Origin of the sequence: Nonomuraea sp. NPDC049649, assembly GCF_040675175.1 — a bacterium.
GTDB lineage: Bacteria > Actinomycetota > Actinomycetes > Streptosporangiales > Streptosporangiaceae > Nonomuraea.
The window spans coordinates 1-15,481 of record NZ_JBFAOH010000055.1 but is presented as its reverse complement, the minus strand read 5'-3'; the positions used below and the strand labels follow the sequence as shown (position 1 = coordinate 15,481).

The following is a 15,481-nucleotide window of genomic DNA, read 5'->3' as shown; positions in this document are numbered from 1 at the left end:
GGATGCTATCTGGTCGTCATTCGCAGGGTTCCATCGCGGGCACCTTCAGCTCCGGCTTGAACTCCACGTTGCCGAAATGCTTGGCGAACAGCTGCTCGATCACGCCCTTCCGATAGAGGTCGGCGACCACGCCGGAGATCGCCTTGCAGGTCCGCGCGTCGCCGCGGCGCAGCCCGACGCCGTAGCGCTCGTCGGTGAGCGCGGCGCCGAGCACGCGGAAGCGCACGTTCTCCCGCCCGGCGAACCCGGCCAGGATGACGTCGTCGCCTGGCACCGCGTCCACGGTGCCGTCGAGCAGCATGTCCATGCACTCGGCGTAGTTGCTCGCGGGCACCGGCCGGACCCGCACCCGGTCCTGCACGGCCCCCACCGACGGGCTGTTGACCGCGCAGACCTTCTTGCCCTTCAGGTCGCCGATCGAGTCGAAGGCGCCCTTGTGGACCAGCAGGTCCTGGTGGGCGAGGTAGTACGGGCCGGCGAAGGTCACCTCGGGGTCGTCCACGATCGAGTACGTCGCCACCACGATGTCCACCGTGCCCTCGGACAGCGCGCGCACCCGGGTGGCCGGGGAGACCGCGACGAACTCGATCTCCTTCGCCCCCAGCCCCTCCGCGATCTTCCGGGCCACGTCGACGTCGAACCCCTCGAAGCCGCCGCCGCTCCGCAGCCCGACGCCCGGCAGGTCGCCCTTGACCCCGATGACGATCTTCCCGGTCCCGGCCACCTTCTCGGCCACGCCCGCCACCGACCGCGGCGCCTCGGGGACCTCGGCGGCGCCGGGCCAGAAGGGCAGCGACCAGCCCCTCACCACGGCCACCACGGCGACGGTCACGATCACGGCCAGCGCGGCGGCGAGCGCCACCCACCACTTCGCCCGCCCCGGCTTCCGGTCCGGCGCGGGAGGCGGCCCGCCGTCCGGCTGCTCTCCGGCGATCTCGTACGAGCCCGCCCCGGTGATGTCTTCCCCGTGCGCGCCCGTACCACCGGAAACCTCGTAAGCGCCCGCATCCTCATGCCCCTGCGCGCCCGTACTCTCAGAAGCCTTGTGCTCCTGGAGAGGCTGCGCGGCGGAGACGGCCGGGAAAGCGGTGACGACCGACGCCGGGCCGGAGGCGGGACGGTCGGTGACCGAGACGCGGCTGAACGGGGTGGTGTCGTCCCCCGCCGCCTGCTTGCCCCGGGTCAGCAGTGCCGTGGACGCCCCCACCGTCTCCGGCTGCCCGAGCAGCCGGAGCAGGATCTGGTCGGCGGAGGGCCGGTCGGCGGGCGACTTGGACAGCGCCGCCCGCACCACGCTCCGCAGCGGCTCCGGCATCATGCCCACGTCCACCTCGTGGGTGAGGATCTTGTTGAGCACGATCGCTATCGAGCTGCCCTCGAACACCGACGTCCCGGTGGCCGCGAACGTTATCGTCGCCCCCCACGCGAACACGTCGGTGAACGGCCCGATGTCGTCGCCGGCGATCTGCTCGGGCGCCATGTAGGCGGGGGTGCCGATGGCCCGGCTGGTGATGGTGCCGGTCGAGTCGATGATGCGGGCGATGCCGAAGTCGACCACGCGCGGCCCGTCGGCGGCGATGAGCACGTTGTCGGGCTTGAGGTCGCGGTGGATGATCGAGGCGTGGTGGATGGCGGTCAGCGCGGTGGCGGTGCCGATGGCCAGCCGGTCGAGCGCGGTGCCGGTGAGCGGCCCGTCGGTCTCGACGATGTCGCGCAGCGCCCGCCCGTCGATGTACTCGCTGGCGATGTACGGGGTGTCGCCGTCGAGGTCGGCCTCCACCACCCTGGCGGTGCAGAAGGACGCGACCCGTTTGGCGGCCCGCAGCTCGCGGGCGAAGCGGGAGCGGGCGCTCTTGTCGCCGCTGAATTTCACGTGCAGCAATTTGACGGCGGCCCGCTCGCCGTGCTGGTTGACCCCGAGAAAGACGATGCCCTGCCCGCCCTCGCCGATCCTTCCGGTCAGCCGGAACGACCCCAGCTGGGTGGGATCGCCGGCAACGAGCGGCGAGATCTGCGGCATTCGACTTCCCCATGTGTCCGAACCAGGCCTGACGAGGCAAACTTTACGACGTTGAGGAACTTCCCAGAGAACCGTTAACCGTTCGTGACGTCACGATTCCCGGCCGGGTTCACCTGTCGCAGAGCGTCCCGAGGACGAACTCCCAGTACGACTCGGATATGGGCCCGTCCGGCCCGGTGGGGGCGGTGCTCTGGCTCCCCCACCAGCGCTCCACCCGGATGACCTGTTCGGGGAGCGTCGCCGCGGCCCGGTCGCAGTCGATCACCTCCAGGTCGAGCGCCATCTGCACCCTCTCGCCGGCCCCGATGGTCACGGGGAAGGCGGGGCCCTGGACGCCGGTGAGCCGGACCCCGTCAGCGCGCAGGCCCACGCCGGTGACGGTGGCGGGGAACCAGCCGTCGTTGACGACCGTGTGGTTGAGCCGCACGCTCATGTGCCGGACCCGGCCGGCCTCGTCGTTGAACACGGCGTGCTCGGGGTCGATGCGGTCGAGCCTCAGTCCGGGCACGGCCAGCCCGCTGACCGACGCGCCCAGCCCCAGCAGCGCCACGGCCGCCACCGTCAGGAACGCGGCGCGCAGCCACCGGAGCTCGCGCCTGGTGGCCATTCCGGCGCGTTGATCCAGCCGGCCCCACACGTCATCGGTTATCACTCGGGCACCCCTGTCAGCTTGATCAGCATTCTGCTACTTTCTCCCAGGGCTACGAGGGGTATTTCTTGGGGTTAATACTTTTTCTGGTGTTCCTGGGGGTCACGGCCGCGGTCGCGATGGGGGGCTTCGCCCAGCCGGTTACGCGGCACACACTGGGCAATTTCTCGCGCTTATACCAGGTTGACGTCACCCCGTACAACGGCGCGGCGATTCTGCGTTATCTGCATGTCACGCAGCGTCCGATGTGGACCGGAATGGCCATCGGATTCGCCGTCATGTTCGCGCAGCTGGGCGACAAATCATCCACCGTCGGCCCTTTCTGGCCGGTCACCGGATGGTTCTGCGGTTTCGCCGTGGCCGAAATGTTCCTGGCCCGCCGGGGCGGGCCTCTGGGGCGTCCGCTCGCTTTCCGGCTGGTGCCGCCGTTCGCGGGCGGGCTCTGGGTGTTCGCCGCCGTGGTGTCCGCCGCGCTCGCGCTGGCCTCCGTGTTCCGCTCGTTCGAGGCGGAGGTGGACCTCGCCGAACGCGGCTGGGCGGTGTTCACGCTCGCCGTGGTGCTCACCGTGAGCCTGCTCCTCATGGGGCTGCGGCGGCGGGCGCTGCGCGCGGGGCCCGCCGACCTGGTCTCCGCGGAGTTCGCGATGCGCTGCCGCTCGGCCCGCCTGCTGGTGGCGGGCGGGACGATCGTGGCGATCTGGTCGGCGCCGGGCGGCGACTGGCCTCCCGACGAGCAGGGCTACCGCACGCTCGTCAACCTGCTCGTGCCGCTGCTGGCCTGGTCCCTGGCGCAGGGCCCCGTGCAGCCCACCCCGGCGCACCGGCCGCCGAGATGGCTGACGGCCGGCGCCGTGCTGCTCACGCCCGTCCTCGCGGCCGGCTGGAACGCCGCCGTCGCCGTCCCGGAGGAGCCGCCGCAGCAGGTGCTCATGGAGCCGTACGAGGCGCCGATCCTGTACGCGACGCCCGGCCGGATGTCCCAGTGGACGCTCGCCACGCTGCCGGAGGGCCATGAGGCGGACGACGAGTGGGACCACTCCCACCAGTTCACGCTGGGCGGGGCCGTCACCCGGCTCGCCACCGGTGACGGGGGCAGGCGGACCGGGCCGCTGGCGCTCAGCGGCGACGGCCACCACGTCGCCTACCTCGACTCCGTCACTGGCCGCCTGGTCGTGCGGAACCTCCCCGAGGGCACCACCCGCGACCTCACGGAGCCGCTGCCCGCCGGCGCCGTCCCCCGGCCGCACCTGTCTCGCGACGGCCGCTTCGCGGCGCTGGTGTCCGGCACCGGGACCGAGTTCGTCGACACCCGCACCGGCGTCAGGACCGCGATGCCCGGCGTCCGGCGGGTGCTCGGGCTCGGCCCGTACGGCGTGGTCGGCACCACCGGTCACCCGGCCTTCCCCGGCTCGCCCGACACCGAGCTGATCACCGTGGACCCGCAGGGCCGGGTCCGCAGCCGGGCGCCGTTCGACCCCACCCTCCCGGCCGTGGCCACCCCCGACGGACGCTCCGTGGTCATGCTCAGAGCCGGCGAGGTCGTCACCATGGACGCCCGCACCGGCCGGGTGACCGGCCGGGCGGCGACGAAGCTGCCCCGTCACCACTCCCCGCCGGAACCTGTGGGCTGGTCGGTGAAGGGCAGGCTCGCCGTGCTGATCGTGCCCGCCGGCGACGACCGCGAGTACCACCTGCTCGACCCGCGCACCGGCGGATCGAGCCCGATGAAGGGGCTCAGGAAGGAGCTGGAGGACAGCGTGTTCGGGGTGATCCCGTGAGCGTTCTCTGGCGGCTCTGCGTGGCCGCGGCGGCGCTGCTGGCCGCGGTCTGGCTGATCCGCGGCGACGGCGAGCCGCCCGTGGAGTTCCTGACCCCGGAGCCGAAGGCGCCGGTCCCCTCCGCCCCGGCCGCGGCGGAGCTGACCGGGCCCGCTGCCTCGCCCATCAGGTACGCGTACGAGCCGCACTGCAACGACGACAGCGACGGCTGCACGCACTACATCCTGGTGTCGGCGACGGGCGAGCGGTGGTGGCTGCCGGGCGCCCGCGACGGCGCCCCGTTCGTGCTCTCCGCCGACGGCACCGTGGCCGTCCACCCCCTTGAAGGCAGGTACGTCGCCAGGGACCTGACGACCGGCGAGGTCACGAAGCTACCGGTCAAGGCGCGCGACTCGGCCGGGGAGATGTTCGGCGCCCAGCAGCCGCTGCTCTCCCTCGACGGCCGCCACCTCCTCGTCCAGCACGACCGCGTGGACGAGGACGGCGAGCTCGTGCTGGAACGCCCGATGATCGTCGACATCCGGCGCGGGACCGTCCACCGCCTGCCGAAGGACGCCCGGATCGCCGGCTGGACCACCGAGGGGCTCGCCCTGGTGACCGAGGAACCCGCCCGTGACCGGCCCGGCCACGCCACGTCCGCCGCGTACGTGATCCACTCCCCCGGCGGCCGGGCCGTGCGGCGCTTCACCCTGCCCGGCAACCTGGCCCGCGGCCTGCCGTCACCGTCGGCCCGCACGCTGGCGTCGCTGCCCAGGGAGATCGCCCCGCACGACGTCGTGAGCCCCGGCATCCTGCTCACCGACACCCGCACCGGGCGCACGCTCCGCACGGTCGTGCCACGGCTCCCGGCGGGCCTGAAGGCGGACGGCCTGGTCCGCTGGGAAAGCGAGGACGCCCTGCTGGTCCGCGCCGAAGACCGTCACCGGCGCAGTTCCTACCACGTGGTGGACCTGGAGACCGGGGCGGCCCGGGACCTGCGGGTCGACATGACCCCGGTCGCCGACTACTGGCTCGCCCCGGCGGAGTTCTCCGTGCGGATCGGGTCGGCCCGCTAGTAGACCAGCGCCTTCGCCTTGTACGAGGCGCGCAGGAACGGGTTCTTGAACTTCGGGTACGCGACCGTCGACGGGTCGCCGTCGGAGGTGTAGCGCATGTCGGGGTTGGCCTTCAGCCAGTCGAGCCAGGCCGTCGAGCAGAACTGCGCGCAGTCGCCCTTCTTGTCCATCGCCCTGATGCGGGGGATGCCCAGCGGGTCGAACGACTTGCTGAACGGCGACGCCGCCGGGGTGTAACCGGCCAGGAACACGCCCTGGTGCTGGTAGCCCTTGCCGCGCGCCGCCCACTCCTTCTTGCGCGGCTGCACCCCGTACGGGAGCGCGATCGTCACCGGCTTGACCCCGGCCAGGTCGTTGATCGTCTTGCCGATCGAGCCGATCTGCTCCTGCACCTGCGCGTGCGTACGAGAGCGCAGGTTGTGGTGGTCGCGGGTGTGGTTGCCCAGGTCGAAGCCGTTCGACTTGAGCCAGAGCAGGGTCTGCGCCTGCTCCTCGCGCACGTGCTTGCCGAACATGTCGCGGGTGATGTAGAAGGTCGCGACCGGGCGGAAGCCGGAGTGCCTGGCCGCCACCTCGCGCAGGATGGCGACCGCGGTGTTCGCCTTGGGCGTGCCCATCGCGTCCAGCGTGAGCTGAGAGGGCGAGGAGTCGTCGAAGGTCAGCACCACCGGGTGCTTGCCGGCCGGGATGTCGATCTTCCCGGTGACGAACTCGGCGGCGGTGACCGGGACGTAGTTCTCCTTGGCCAGCCGTTCGAGCTCGGTGCGGAACTGCGCCGGAGTGCGGTCGTCGGTGGTCGCCGGCTTGTCGACGATCCGGTGGTACATGAGGACCGGGATCTGGCCCAGCTCGTTCGCCTTGACCCGGGCCGCCGCCTTCTCCTGCGCGGCCCTGGCCTGCTTCTGCTTGGCGGCCGCGTCCGCCGCGACGTCCTTGACCTGGGCGACCGGCTCGGAGCCGCACCCCGAGACGATCACGGCGACCGCGACCACACCCACGCCACTGATGAAACGCAGTCGCATTCGAACCCCCCGAGACGTGCACGACTGTTATGGAGGGCTCTTACCCTGCTGATCAACCGCGGCGTACCAAGAGATCGTCCAGGAAGCGGAAAGGGCCGCCCTGGGGCGGCCCTTCACGTGTGAGACGGCGATCAGGCGGCCATCTTCTTCTTCAGGTTCTCGTCCAGCGCGGCGAGGAACTCCTGGGTCGTCAGCCACTTGGCGTCGCCGCCGACCAGGAGCGCCAGGTCCTTGGTCATCTGGCCGCCCTCGACGGTCTCGATGCAGACCTGCTCCAGCTTGTTGGCGAACTCGGTCACCGCGGGGGTGTTGTCGAGCTTGCCGCGGTGGGCCAGGCCACGGGTCCACGCGAAGATCGAGGCGATCGGGTTGGTGGAGGTGGGCTTGCCCTGCTGGTGCTGGCGGTAGTGGCGGGTCACGGTGCCGTGCGCCGCCTCGGCCTCGACGGTGCGGCCGTCGGGCGTCATGAGGACGGAGGTCATCAGGCCGAGCGAGCCGAAGCCCTGCGCCACGGTGTCGGACTGGACGTCGCCGTCGTAGTTCTTGCACGCCCAGACGTAGCCGCCCTCCCACTTGAGCGCGGCGGCCACCATGTCGTCGATCAGGCGGTGCTCGTAGGTGAGACCGGCCTTCTCGAACTCGTCCTTGAACTCGGTCTCGTAGACCTCGGCGAAGATGTCCTTGAAGCGCCCGTCGTAGGCCTTCATGATCGTGTTCTTCGTCGACAGGTAGACCGGGTAGTTGCGGGCCAGGCCGTAGCGCATGGAGGCGCGGGCGAAGTCGCGGATCGACTCGTCCAGGTTGTACATGGCCATCGCGACACCCGAGCCCGGGAAGTCGTACACGTCCAGCTCGATCGGCTCGGAGCCGTCCTTCGGGGTGAAGGTGAGCGTGAGCGTGCCCTCGCCCGGGATCTTCAGGTCGGTGGCGCGGTACTGGTCGCCGAAGGCGTGACGGCCGACGACGATCGGCTTCTTCCAGCCGGGTACGAGCCGCGGCACGTTGGACATGATGATCGGCTCGCGGAAGATGACACCGCCGAGGATGTTACGGATCGTCCCGTTCGGGGACTTCCACATCTGCTTGAGGCCGAACTCCTCGACGCGCGCCTCGTCAGGGGTGATGGTGGCGCACTTGACGCCCACGCCGTACTTCCTGATGGCGTTGGCGGCGTCAATGGTGACCTGGTCGTCGGTGGCATCGCGGTGCTCGATGCCGAGGTCGTAGTACTTCAGGTCGATGTCGAGGTAGGGAAGGATCAGCTGGTCCTTGATGAACTGCCAGATGATCCGGGTCATCTCGTCGCCGTCAAGCTCGACGACGGGCCCCTCCACCTTGATCTTGGGCATGCGAACGGTTCCCCTTCATGAATGGATGCGTTGAGGCTATCGGACGCCTGTCAGCGGGAGAAAAGGGACTCGATCAGGTCCTTCGCCTGCTGGTTGTCGAGCAGCAGCGAGGTCAGCACCAGCAGGAACCCGGCCAGGCCGAGTGTGATCGCGTCCGCCTTGCGGCTGCGCACCGCGAGGAGCCCGCCGTATCCGGAGAAGCGCAGGGCCGCTCCTATCATGACGACTCCGCCCAGGGTGAACCCTCCCCAGCGCGGATCCATCAGGAACGCCAGCGCCACCGCGACGGCCGCACCCGCAACTATCAGCGGGTACGGTCCCCAGCCCTCGCGTTCGGCGTCGTCACGCAGGCTCATCGCTCGTCGATCGGCTTCCACTTCTGGTCGGTCTCGCCGATGTACTCGCTGTCCGGGCGGATCAGGCGGTTGTCGGCGTGCTGCTCGATCACGTGTGCCGTCCAGCCGGACATGCGGCTGATCGAGAACACGGGAGTGAACAGGTCGGTCGGAATGCCAAGGTAGTGGTAAACCGTCGCGGCGTAGAAATCGACGTTCGGGTAGAGGCCCTTCTCCTCGAAGACGACCTCCTCCATCTCCTTGGACATCCGATAGTACGTGTCGTCCCCGCGGGCCTCGGCCAGTTCCTGCGACATGCGGCGCAGGTGGGTCGCGCGCGGGTCCTCGGTCTTGTAGACGCGGTGTCCGAAGCCCATGATCTTCTCGCCGGCGGCGAGCTTGTCGCGGACCGCCTGGGCGACGCCGGTGGGCGAGATCGACTCCAGGGTCTTCATGACCTGCTCGTTGGCGCCGCCGTGCAGCGGGCCCTTGAGAGTGCCGATGGCGGCGACGATGGCGGAGTGCATGTCGGACAGGGTCGCGGCGCAGACGCGGGCGGCGAACGTGGAGGCGTTCATCGTGTGGTCGGCGTGGAGCACCAGGCAGGTGTCGAAGATCTCCACCTCGCGCTGCTCGGGGGTGCGCCCGGTGATCTGCAGCAGGAAGTTGGCCGCGGTGCTCAGCGACGGGTCCGGGTCGGCGATGGCGGCGCCGGTGCGGGCGGCGTGGTAGCGGGCCACCAGCAGGGGCTGCTGCGCGGTCAGGCGGGCGGCCTTGCGCAGGTTCGCCTCACCGTCGTTGGAGTCCTTGTCGGGGTCGTCGGCGCCGGCCAGCGACACGTAGCTGCGCAGCGCCTCCATCGGTTTCTGCCTCTCGGCGATCTCGGAGATGTTCGCCGAGACGAGCGCCCCGAGCTCCCGTCCGCGCACCAGTTCGTCGCCGTACTCCTGGAGCTCGGCGCGGTCGGGCAGCTTGCCTCGTTGCAGCAGGTACGCGGTCTCCTCGAAGGTCGCGCGGCCGGCCAGGTCGTGGATGTCGTATCCCCGGTAGAACAGCCGACCGGCTTTTCCGTCGATGTCGCTGAGCGCTGTGGACGCGGCGACGACGTCAGCCAGGCCTTTGGTGGGCTTGTCCGCCATGTGTGGTTCCTCCGCTTATCTTGCCGCGCAGTCTACCCGTGAGCTGGCAAAACCGGCCGCAGAGGTCCAGACCAATTTCACGAGCGATTCTGCTTTCGGTAAAGGAGATTCCGCATCCCCGCGTTTGGGTAAGCCGGAGCTGTAGTAAGAGTTACGGCGGGCTACCTGGGGAGGAACTGCCGTGGAGGGGCCGTTCATACGCATCGAGGACACTGGCGAGGTGATCCCGTTGCGCCCCGAGATCACGACGGTCGGAAGGGGCCGCGGTGTCGACATCCGGCTCACCGATCCCAGCGTCTCTCGGCTCCATGCCGAATTCGTCAGGCGAGGGCCATACCTGTACGTCGTTGACCTGGGCCTGTCCCGCAACGGCACACGGGTGAACGGCAGGCCGATCGCCCGGAGGGTGCTCGACGACGGCGACGTCGTCTCCTTCGGAGCCGCGCGAGGCCGCGTCGGCGGAGTCCCCCGAGAGGACTTCGCCCCCGAGGTCGAGCTCCGCAGGGCGGCGGCGCCCGAGCTGACCAGGCGCGAGGTCGACGTGCTCACCTCGCTCTGCAGGCCGGCGCTGTCGGACGAGGCGTTCGTCGCTCCCGCGACCGCGCGGGAGATCGCCGACGATCTGGTCGTGACCGAGGCCGCGGTCAAGCAGCATCTGCTGCGGCTGTACCAGAAGTTCAGGATCCCGGAGGGCACCAACCGGCGCACGCGCCTGGCCAACGAGGTCGTCGCACTGGGCCTGGTGCGCCCGACCCCTGTGGTCCCCCCACAACGGTCGGGAGCTTCGGAGACGTCAGCGGCCGGCCGCAGGGCTTCCTGAGAACCGGATCGCGACCGGAGCTTCGGCGAGGGGTTCCGGCAGCGCCAACGGACCGGAACCCGGCGTGATCGTGCCCAGGATCCGGGCGCCCGACGCGCCCGTGCACCTGGGCACGGTCGCCGCGAGACCGTGCGCGGTGAGCCAGCCGAACAGCGAGAAGGCGATCGCCTCCTTGCTGTCGGCCGGCACACCGAGTTCGTCGCTGGTCACGAACGTGGCCGGCGCCGCTCGGGTGCGCAGCATGCCCATAAGCGCCGGGTTCCGCGCGCCGCCGCCGGACACGATCACGGTGTCGAGCCGGTGGCGGCGGATCTCCGCGGCGACGGTCTCGGCGGTGAGCGCGGTCAGCGTCGCCACCAGGTCCGGCAGGGGCAGCTCCGCCCGCACGTATTCGGGCGTGAACAGCTCCTTGCCGGTCGTCTTCGGCGGCTCGCGCCGGTAGTAGGGGTCGGCGAGCAGCCGGTCCAGCAGGCCCCGGTCGACGGTGCCCGCCGCCGCCAGCGCGCCGCCGGCGTCGTACGGCGGGGCGGCGGCGTCGATCAGCGCGCAGCCGGGCCCGGTGTCGTAGGCCAGCGGCGGATCGCCGACGGTGAGGTTGGCGATGCCGCCCAGGTTGAGCGCCCCGGCACGGCCCGGCAGCCCCGCCAGGAGCAGCAGGTCGAGGTAGGACACCAGGGGCGCGCCCTGCCCTCCGGCGGCCACGTCGCGCGACCGTACGTCTGACACCACCGGGACTCCGGTGCGCTCGGCGATCCAGGCCGGCTGGCCGAGCTGGAGCGTGCCGCGCACCCGGCCGTCCTCCACCCAGTGGAACAGGGTCTGGCCGTGCGAGCAGATCAGCTCGCACGGCGGCGCCGCGGCCGCCGCCTCGGCGAACGCCTGCCCGATCAGCGTGTCCAGGGCGCACACCTCGCCCAGGCCGACCTGGTGGGGCGGCAGCGCGGCCAGGATGCGGGCCCTCAGCCCCGGCTCGTAGGGGCGCTCCCCCACGTGCTCGATCCTGCCGGTGAGCAGGCCGTCGTCGAGCGTCCAGTCCACCACGGCGCTGTCGATGCCGTCGTGGGACGTACCCGAGAGGAGACCGAGAACCCGCATGCGCTCAGATCACCCGGAAGGGGTTGCTGGGCGGGCTGGTCCGGTTGGCCCGGTCGACCGCGACCACGTAGTAGTGGTCGCCGCGTTTGCCGTCGGGGTCGTGCCAGCGCACCTGCCGGTCGCCGGGGACGACCGCCACCAGGTGACGCGCGTCGCCGAACGCCGAGTCCGGCAGCTTCTTCGGCGAGCGGAAGATCGCGAACTGGAACGGCTCCTCCCGGCCGGTCGCCACCGCCCGCACCTCGACCCCGCCGCGCATGCGCAGCGCGTACGCCAGCACGGGACGCTGCGGCGCCCGGCCCTTGGCCAGCCGCGGCAGCACCGGCGCGAGCGCGGGGCGGGTGTAGTGGTCGGCGACGGCCGTGCTCACCGACCCGATCCGGTCCTGGCGCAGGTCGTTGGCGTTGTACCAGATGTCGCCGCCGATCTCCGGGTGGTCGCGGTTGAGCGTCAGATGGTCGGACAGCTCCTTCGGGTCCTGCCACTCGGCCGCCTGCGCCGGGTCGCCCGCCTTGTAGGCGGCCTGCCCGATCCAGAGCAGCGTCCCCGTCCCGGCGGCCACGTCCGACCACCAGGGCACGAGCTTGCCGTAGTCTGCCGGCGGCTGGCCGATGTACCAGTAGAGCTGCGGCGCGATGTAGTCGAGCCAGCCCTTCTTCACCCAGCCGCGGGTGTCGGCGTGCAGGTTGTCGTACGACTGACCGCCGTTGGTGTCGGAGCCGAGCGGATCGGTGCCCTTGTTGCGCCAGATGCCCGACGGGCTGATGCCCCAGGCGACCTCCGGCTTGATCTCGCGGACCCGCTGCTGCATCTCCGAGACCATCAGGTCGACGTTGTGGCGGCGCCAGGCGGCCAGGTCGGGGAAGCCCGCGCCGTGCTCGGCGAACTGCTCGGCGTCGTCGAAGTCGGTGGAGTTGGTCGGGTAGAAGTAGTCGTCGAAGTGCAGGCCGTCGAGGTCGTACCGCTTGAGCGCGTCGAGCATCGCGTCCTGGCAGAACTTCCGCACCTCGGGGATGCCGGGGTTGTAGTAGAGCTTCCCGCCGTACGAGACGATCCAGTGGGGGTTCTTGCGGCCGGGGTGGTCGGGGTGCAGTTGCTCCGGGTCCGCCTGCATCGACACCCGGTACGGGTTGAACCAGGCGTGGAAGGCCAGGCCGCGCCTGTGGGTCTCCCTGACGGCGAAGCCGAGCGGGTCGTAGCCGGGGTCCTTGCCCTGCTCGCCGGTGAGCCAGTGCGACCACGGCTCGTACGGCGACGGCCAGAACGCGTCGGCGGTCGGCCTGATCTGCACGAACACCGAGTTGAGCTTGCGCTGCTCGGCCACGTCGAGCCAGGCCAGGTACTCGGCCTGCTGCTCCTCGACGCTGAGGCCCTGCCGGGAGGGCCAGTTGATGTTCACGACGGACGCGATCCACATGCCGCGCATCTGGCGGAGCGGGGGAACGTACTCGGTCGAGGCGAAAGCGGGCAACGGGACGGCGGTCGCGGCGGCGGCGACGGCGAGCCCCTTCAGGAGAGTCCTGCGGCTAGGCATGGGGGGTGGCCTCCCGGAAGCGGTTGTGTCGAGGGCGACGATGACAGAAAATTACCTTCAGATCAACAACCGTGAAGGAAAATGCCGAATGACCCTTGACCTGTCCCGGCTGGCCATGACCGTGCTCCAGCCAGGGTACGCGGGAGCCTCCCTTCCCGACTGGATGCGCGGGGCACTCGACCAGGGCCTCGGCGGCGTCGTGCTCTTCGCCCGCAACCACCCGCTCGACCTCGCCGCCCGGCAGATCCGCGAACGGAGCCCGGACGCGATCGTCGCCGTCGACGAGGAAGGCGGCACCGTCACCCGCTTCGAAGTCGAGACCGGCAGCTCCGTGCCCGGCAACCGGGCGCTCGGCGTGATCGACGACGTCGAACTCACCGGACGCGTCGGCCGCCGGCTCGGCCGCATGCTCGCCGCCGCCGGCGTCACCCTCGACTACGCACCCACCGCCGACGTCAACGCCAACCCCGCCAACCCCGTCATCGGCGTCCGCTCCTTCGGCCCCGACCCCGCCCTCGTCGCCCGCCACACCGCCGCCTTCGTGACCGGCCTCCAAGGCGCCGGCGTCGCCGCCTGCGCCAAACACTTCCCCGGCCACGGCGACACCACCACCGACTCCCACCTGGCGCTGCCCACCGTGCACGCCACCCGCGACCTGCTCACCGAACGCGACCTGCCGCCCTTCCGCGCCGCCATCGACGCCGGCGTCCGGTCGATCATGTGCGGCCACCTGCTCGTCCCCGCCCTCGACCCGGACCTGCCCGCGACACTCAGCCGCGCCGCCCTGACCGAGCTCCTGAGGGGCGAGCTCGGCTTCGACGGCATGCTGGTCACGGACGCCATCGAGATGCGGGCGGTGGCCGCCGTGTTCGACCCCGGCGAGATCGCCGTACGCGCCCTCGCCGCCGGCGCCGACGCCATCTGCGCCGGCCTCGTCACCGAAGACGGCCTCTACGCGATCCGCGACGCCATCATCGGCGCCGTCCGCGACGGCACACTCCCCGAGGAACGCCTCGCCGAAGCCGCCGCCCGCGTCCGCGCCCTCTCCGCCTGGCACGCCGCCCAGGCCCCGCTCCGCGACAAGGCCCTCGCCGAACCCGACGACCCCGCCGGCCTCGAAGCCGCCCGCGCCGCCCTCACCGTCACCGGCACCGCCAGACTCACCGGCCCGCCGCTCGTCGTCGAGGTCAACACCCGCCACAGCCAGGCCGTCGACCCCGCCACCCCGACCGGCGTCACCGCCGCCCTCGCCGCCGTCCTGCCCGGCACCCGCCGCGTCCAGCTGGAACCCGGCGCCGCGCTCCCGCCGCTCGGCACCGGCCCCGCCGTCCTCGTCGTGCACGACGCCGCCCGCCACTCCTGGGTACGCGAACGCATCGACCAGGCCGTACGGGAACGCCCCGACGTGATCGTCATCGACACCGGCATCCCGGCCGAACCCACCGGCGCCGCCCACGTGGCGACCCACGGCATCTCCCGCGTGTCCGCCCAGGCAGCGGCGGAATGGCTGACATCGTGACGGACGCCAACCCCGTCGCCGCGGTCCGCGCCGTCCTGCCGTCGCTCACCCCCGCCGCCCAGGCCATCGCCCGCATCATCCTCGACGACCCCGGCCTCGTCGTGCGCAGCACCATCACCGAATTCAGCACCGTGTCCGGCACCAGCGAGGCGACGATCGTCCGCACCGCCCGAGCGCTCGGCTTCACCGGCTACTCCCAGCTGCGCTTCGCCCTCGCCGCCGCCGTCGCCAAAGAACCCGAACGCCTCGTCCCCGGCGACCTGGCGCCCGACGACCCGCTCACCGACGTCATCGCCAAAGTCGCCCGCGCCGAGTCCGAAGCCCTCGCCGACACCGCCGCCCAGCTCGACCCCGACCAGCTCGACGAGGTCGTTACCGCCATCGTCGCCGCCCGCCGGGTCGACGTCTACGGCGTCGCCGCGTCCGGGCTGGTCGCCGCGGACATGTCGCAGAAGCTGCTGCGGATCGGGCTGTCGAGCCACCCGTTCAGCGACGCCCACCTGGCGCTGACCAGCGCCGCCCTGCTCGGGTCCGGGGACGTGGCGGTGGCGATCAGCTGCAGCGGTGAAACTCCTGACGTGCTCATGCCGGCCCGTACGGCGGCGGAGACGGGGGCGCTGGTGGTGGCCATCACGAACAATCCGCGCTCGTCCCTGGCCGAGCTGGCTCACCACACGCTGGTGTCGGCCGGGCGGGAGACCGCGTTCCGTCCTGGGGCGCTGGCCAGCCGGATCAGTCAGCTGCTGATCGTGGACTGCATCTTCGTGGGGCTGGCGCAGCGGACCTACGACCGGGCCGACGCCGCCATCCGCGCCACCCGCCAAGCCACCGACCGCTACCGTCAACGCTCCTGACCCTTTTCCCGGGCTGCCCGTTGTAAAGCATGGACCTCGCCGCAGACGCGCTCCGCGCGGCCCCTGCTCGGGCTGTGCTCTGTGGGGGAGCCGAGCTCCCCCACACCCCCTGGCCAGGGGCTCCCGCCCCTGGACCCCGTGCGTGAGGCGAGTTCCGTCCGAGGCAACGGAAGGCCGGGGCCGAGCATGTCGCTTCACTGGCCTCTACGGGCCGTCAGGTCGCGTCCTCGGAGCGGTGTAAAAAGCTCGACGAGGTAGGTGCCGTGGGTGGATCTTAGGCGGCCTCGGTGACGGGTGCCAAGGCCGGATCAT

The 15,481-nt window shown here is 71.1% G+C and carries 13 protein-coding genes; 5 read left to right on the top strand and 8 right to left on the bottom strand.

Translation table 11 applies throughout. From position 1 onward, the window contains the following. Positions 1-16 precede the first annotated feature (16 nt). Positions 17-2,020, bottom strand: a complete 2,004-nt coding sequence (locus tag AB0J42_RS34975) for a serine/threonine-protein kinase (protein ID WP_364302282.1) — start codon at positions 2,018-2,020, stop codon at positions 17-19. 109 nt (positions 2,021-2,129) lie between these two features. After that, positions 2,130-2,627 carry a hypothetical protein gene (locus AB0J42_RS34970; protein WP_364302280.1) on the bottom strand — a complete coding sequence of 166 codons (498 nt, stop codon included), beginning with the start codon at positions 2,625-2,627 and terminating at the stop codon, positions 2,130-2,132. Positions 2,628-2,926: 299 nt separating this feature from the next. On the opposite strand from AB0J42_RS34970, the gene AB0J42_RS34965 reads away from it, so the two are divergent. Beyond that, the gene (locus AB0J42_RS34965; protein WP_364302278.1) at positions 2,927-4,447 is read left to right on the top strand and encodes a hypothetical protein; all 1,521 of its coding nucleotides are present in this window, start codon (positions 2,927-2,929) and stop codon (positions 4,445-4,447) included. Next, a complete protein-coding gene (locus AB0J42_RS34960; protein WP_364302276.1) occupies positions 4,444-5,502 on the top strand; it encodes a hypothetical protein in 1,059 nt (352 codons plus the stop codon). Before AB0J42_RS34965 ends, AB0J42_RS34960 begins: the two co-directional genes overlap by 4 nt. Here the strand turns inward: AB0J42_RS34960 and AB0J42_RS34955 are convergent. The 4 genes from AB0J42_RS34955 to AB0J42_RS34940 all read right to left on the bottom strand — a co-directional run bounded on the left by AB0J42_RS34955 (position 5,499) and on the right by AB0J42_RS34940 (position 9,347). Continuing rightward, positions 5,499-6,500, bottom strand: a complete 1,002-nt coding sequence (locus AB0J42_RS34955) for a polysaccharide deacetylase family protein (RefSeq protein WP_364302274.1) — start codon at positions 6,498-6,500, stop codon at positions 5,499-5,501. The two genes, AB0J42_RS34960 and AB0J42_RS34955, sit on opposite strands and share 4 nt — an antisense overlap. A 155-nt stretch (positions 6,501-6,655) precedes the next feature. Continuing rightward, positions 6,656-7,873: an NADP-dependent isocitrate dehydrogenase gene (locus tag AB0J42_RS34950; protein WP_364302272.1), complete on the bottom strand. Its 1,218-nt coding sequence runs from the start codon at positions 7,871-7,873 to the stop codon at positions 6,656-6,658. 50 nt (positions 7,874-7,923) lie between these two features. Then, positions 7,924-8,229, bottom strand: a complete 306-nt coding sequence (locus AB0J42_RS34945) for a DUF3017 domain-containing protein (RefSeq protein WP_364302270.1) — start codon at positions 8,227-8,229, stop codon at positions 7,924-7,926. Then, complete coding sequence (locus AB0J42_RS34940; RefSeq protein WP_364302268.1) at positions 8,226-9,347, bottom strand: citrate/2-methylcitrate synthase; 1,122 nt, start codon at positions 9,345-9,347, stop codon at positions 8,226-8,228. Before AB0J42_RS34940 ends, AB0J42_RS34945 begins: the two co-directional genes overlap by 4 nt. A gap of 181 nt (positions 9,348-9,528) precedes the next feature. Between AB0J42_RS34940 and AB0J42_RS34935 the strand changes: the two genes are divergently transcribed. After that, positions 9,529-10,167 (top strand): FHA domain-containing protein, encoded by a 639-nt coding sequence (locus AB0J42_RS34935; protein WP_364302266.1) that lies wholly within the window; start codon positions 9,529-9,531, stop codon positions 10,165-10,167. On the opposite strand, the gene AB0J42_RS34930 is transcribed toward AB0J42_RS34935, so the two are convergent. Both AB0J42_RS34930 and AB0J42_RS34925 read right to left on the bottom strand, forming a co-directional pair. Continuing rightward, positions 10,141-11,262, bottom strand: a complete 1,122-nt coding sequence (locus tag AB0J42_RS34930) for an anhydro-N-acetylmuramic acid kinase (RefSeq protein WP_364302264.1) — start codon at positions 11,260-11,262, stop codon at positions 10,141-10,143. The genes AB0J42_RS34935 and AB0J42_RS34930 overlap by 27 nt on opposite strands. A gap of 4 nt (positions 11,263-11,266) precedes the next feature. Then, positions 11,267-12,796, bottom strand: a complete 1,530-nt coding sequence (locus AB0J42_RS34925) for a family 10 glycosylhydrolase (protein ID WP_364302262.1) — start codon at positions 12,794-12,796, stop codon at positions 11,267-11,269. 88 nt (positions 12,797-12,884) lie between these two features. Between AB0J42_RS34925 and AB0J42_RS34920 the strand changes: the two genes are divergently transcribed. After that, positions 12,885-14,315, top strand: coding sequence for a glycoside hydrolase family 3 N-terminal domain-containing protein (locus tag AB0J42_RS34920; RefSeq protein WP_364302260.1), 1,431 nt, complete (start codon positions 12,885-12,887; stop codon positions 14,313-14,315). After that, the gene (locus AB0J42_RS34915; RefSeq protein ID WP_364302258.1) at positions 14,300-15,169 is read left to right on the top strand and encodes a MurR/RpiR family transcriptional regulator; all 870 of its coding nucleotides are present in this window, start codon (positions 14,300-14,302) and stop codon (positions 15,167-15,169) included. Before AB0J42_RS34920 ends, AB0J42_RS34915 begins: the two co-directional genes overlap by 16 nt. Positions 15,170-15,481 lie beyond the last annotated feature (312 nt).

Excerpts from the sequence above, each read along its gene's own strand:
- AB0J42_RS34920 (WP_364302260.1), top strand. The coding sequence starts at position 12,885 with ATGACCCTTGACCTGTCCCGGCTGGCCATGACCGTGCTCCAGCCAGGG.
- AB0J42_RS34915 (WP_364302258.1), top strand. The coding sequence starts at position 14,300 with ATGGCTGACATCGTGACGGACGCCAACCCCGTCGCCGCGGTCCGCGCC.
- AB0J42_RS34950 (WP_364302272.1), bottom strand. The coding sequence starts at position 7,873 with ATGCCCAAGATCAAGGTGGAGGGGCCCGTCGTCGAGCTTGACGGCGAC.
- AB0J42_RS34970 (WP_364302280.1), bottom strand. The coding sequence starts at position 2,627 with ATGGCCACCAGGCGCGAGCTCCGGTGGCTGCGCGCCGCGTTCCTGACG.
- AB0J42_RS34925 (WP_364302262.1), bottom strand. The coding sequence starts at position 12,796 with ATGCCTAGCCGCAGGACTCTCCTGAAGGGGCTCGCCGTCGCCGCCGCC.
- AB0J42_RS34940 (WP_364302268.1), bottom strand. The coding sequence starts at position 9,347 with ATGGCGGACAAGCCCACCAAAGGCCTGGCTGACGTCGTCGCCGCGTCC.
- AB0J42_RS34930 (WP_364302264.1), bottom strand. The coding sequence starts at position 11,262 with ATGCGGGTTCTCGGTCTCCTCTCGGGTACGTCCCACGACGGCATCGAC.
- AB0J42_RS34945 (WP_364302270.1), bottom strand. The coding sequence starts at position 8,229 with ATGAGCCTGCGTGACGACGCCGAACGCGAGGGCTGGGGACCGTACCCG.
- AB0J42_RS34965 (WP_364302278.1), top strand. The coding sequence starts at position 2,927 with ATGGCCATCGGATTCGCCGTCATGTTCGCGCAGCTGGGCGACAAATCA.
- AB0J42_RS34975 (WP_364302282.1), bottom strand. The coding sequence starts at position 2,020 with ATGCCGCAGATCTCGCCGCTCGTTGCCGGCGATCCCACCCAGCTGGGG.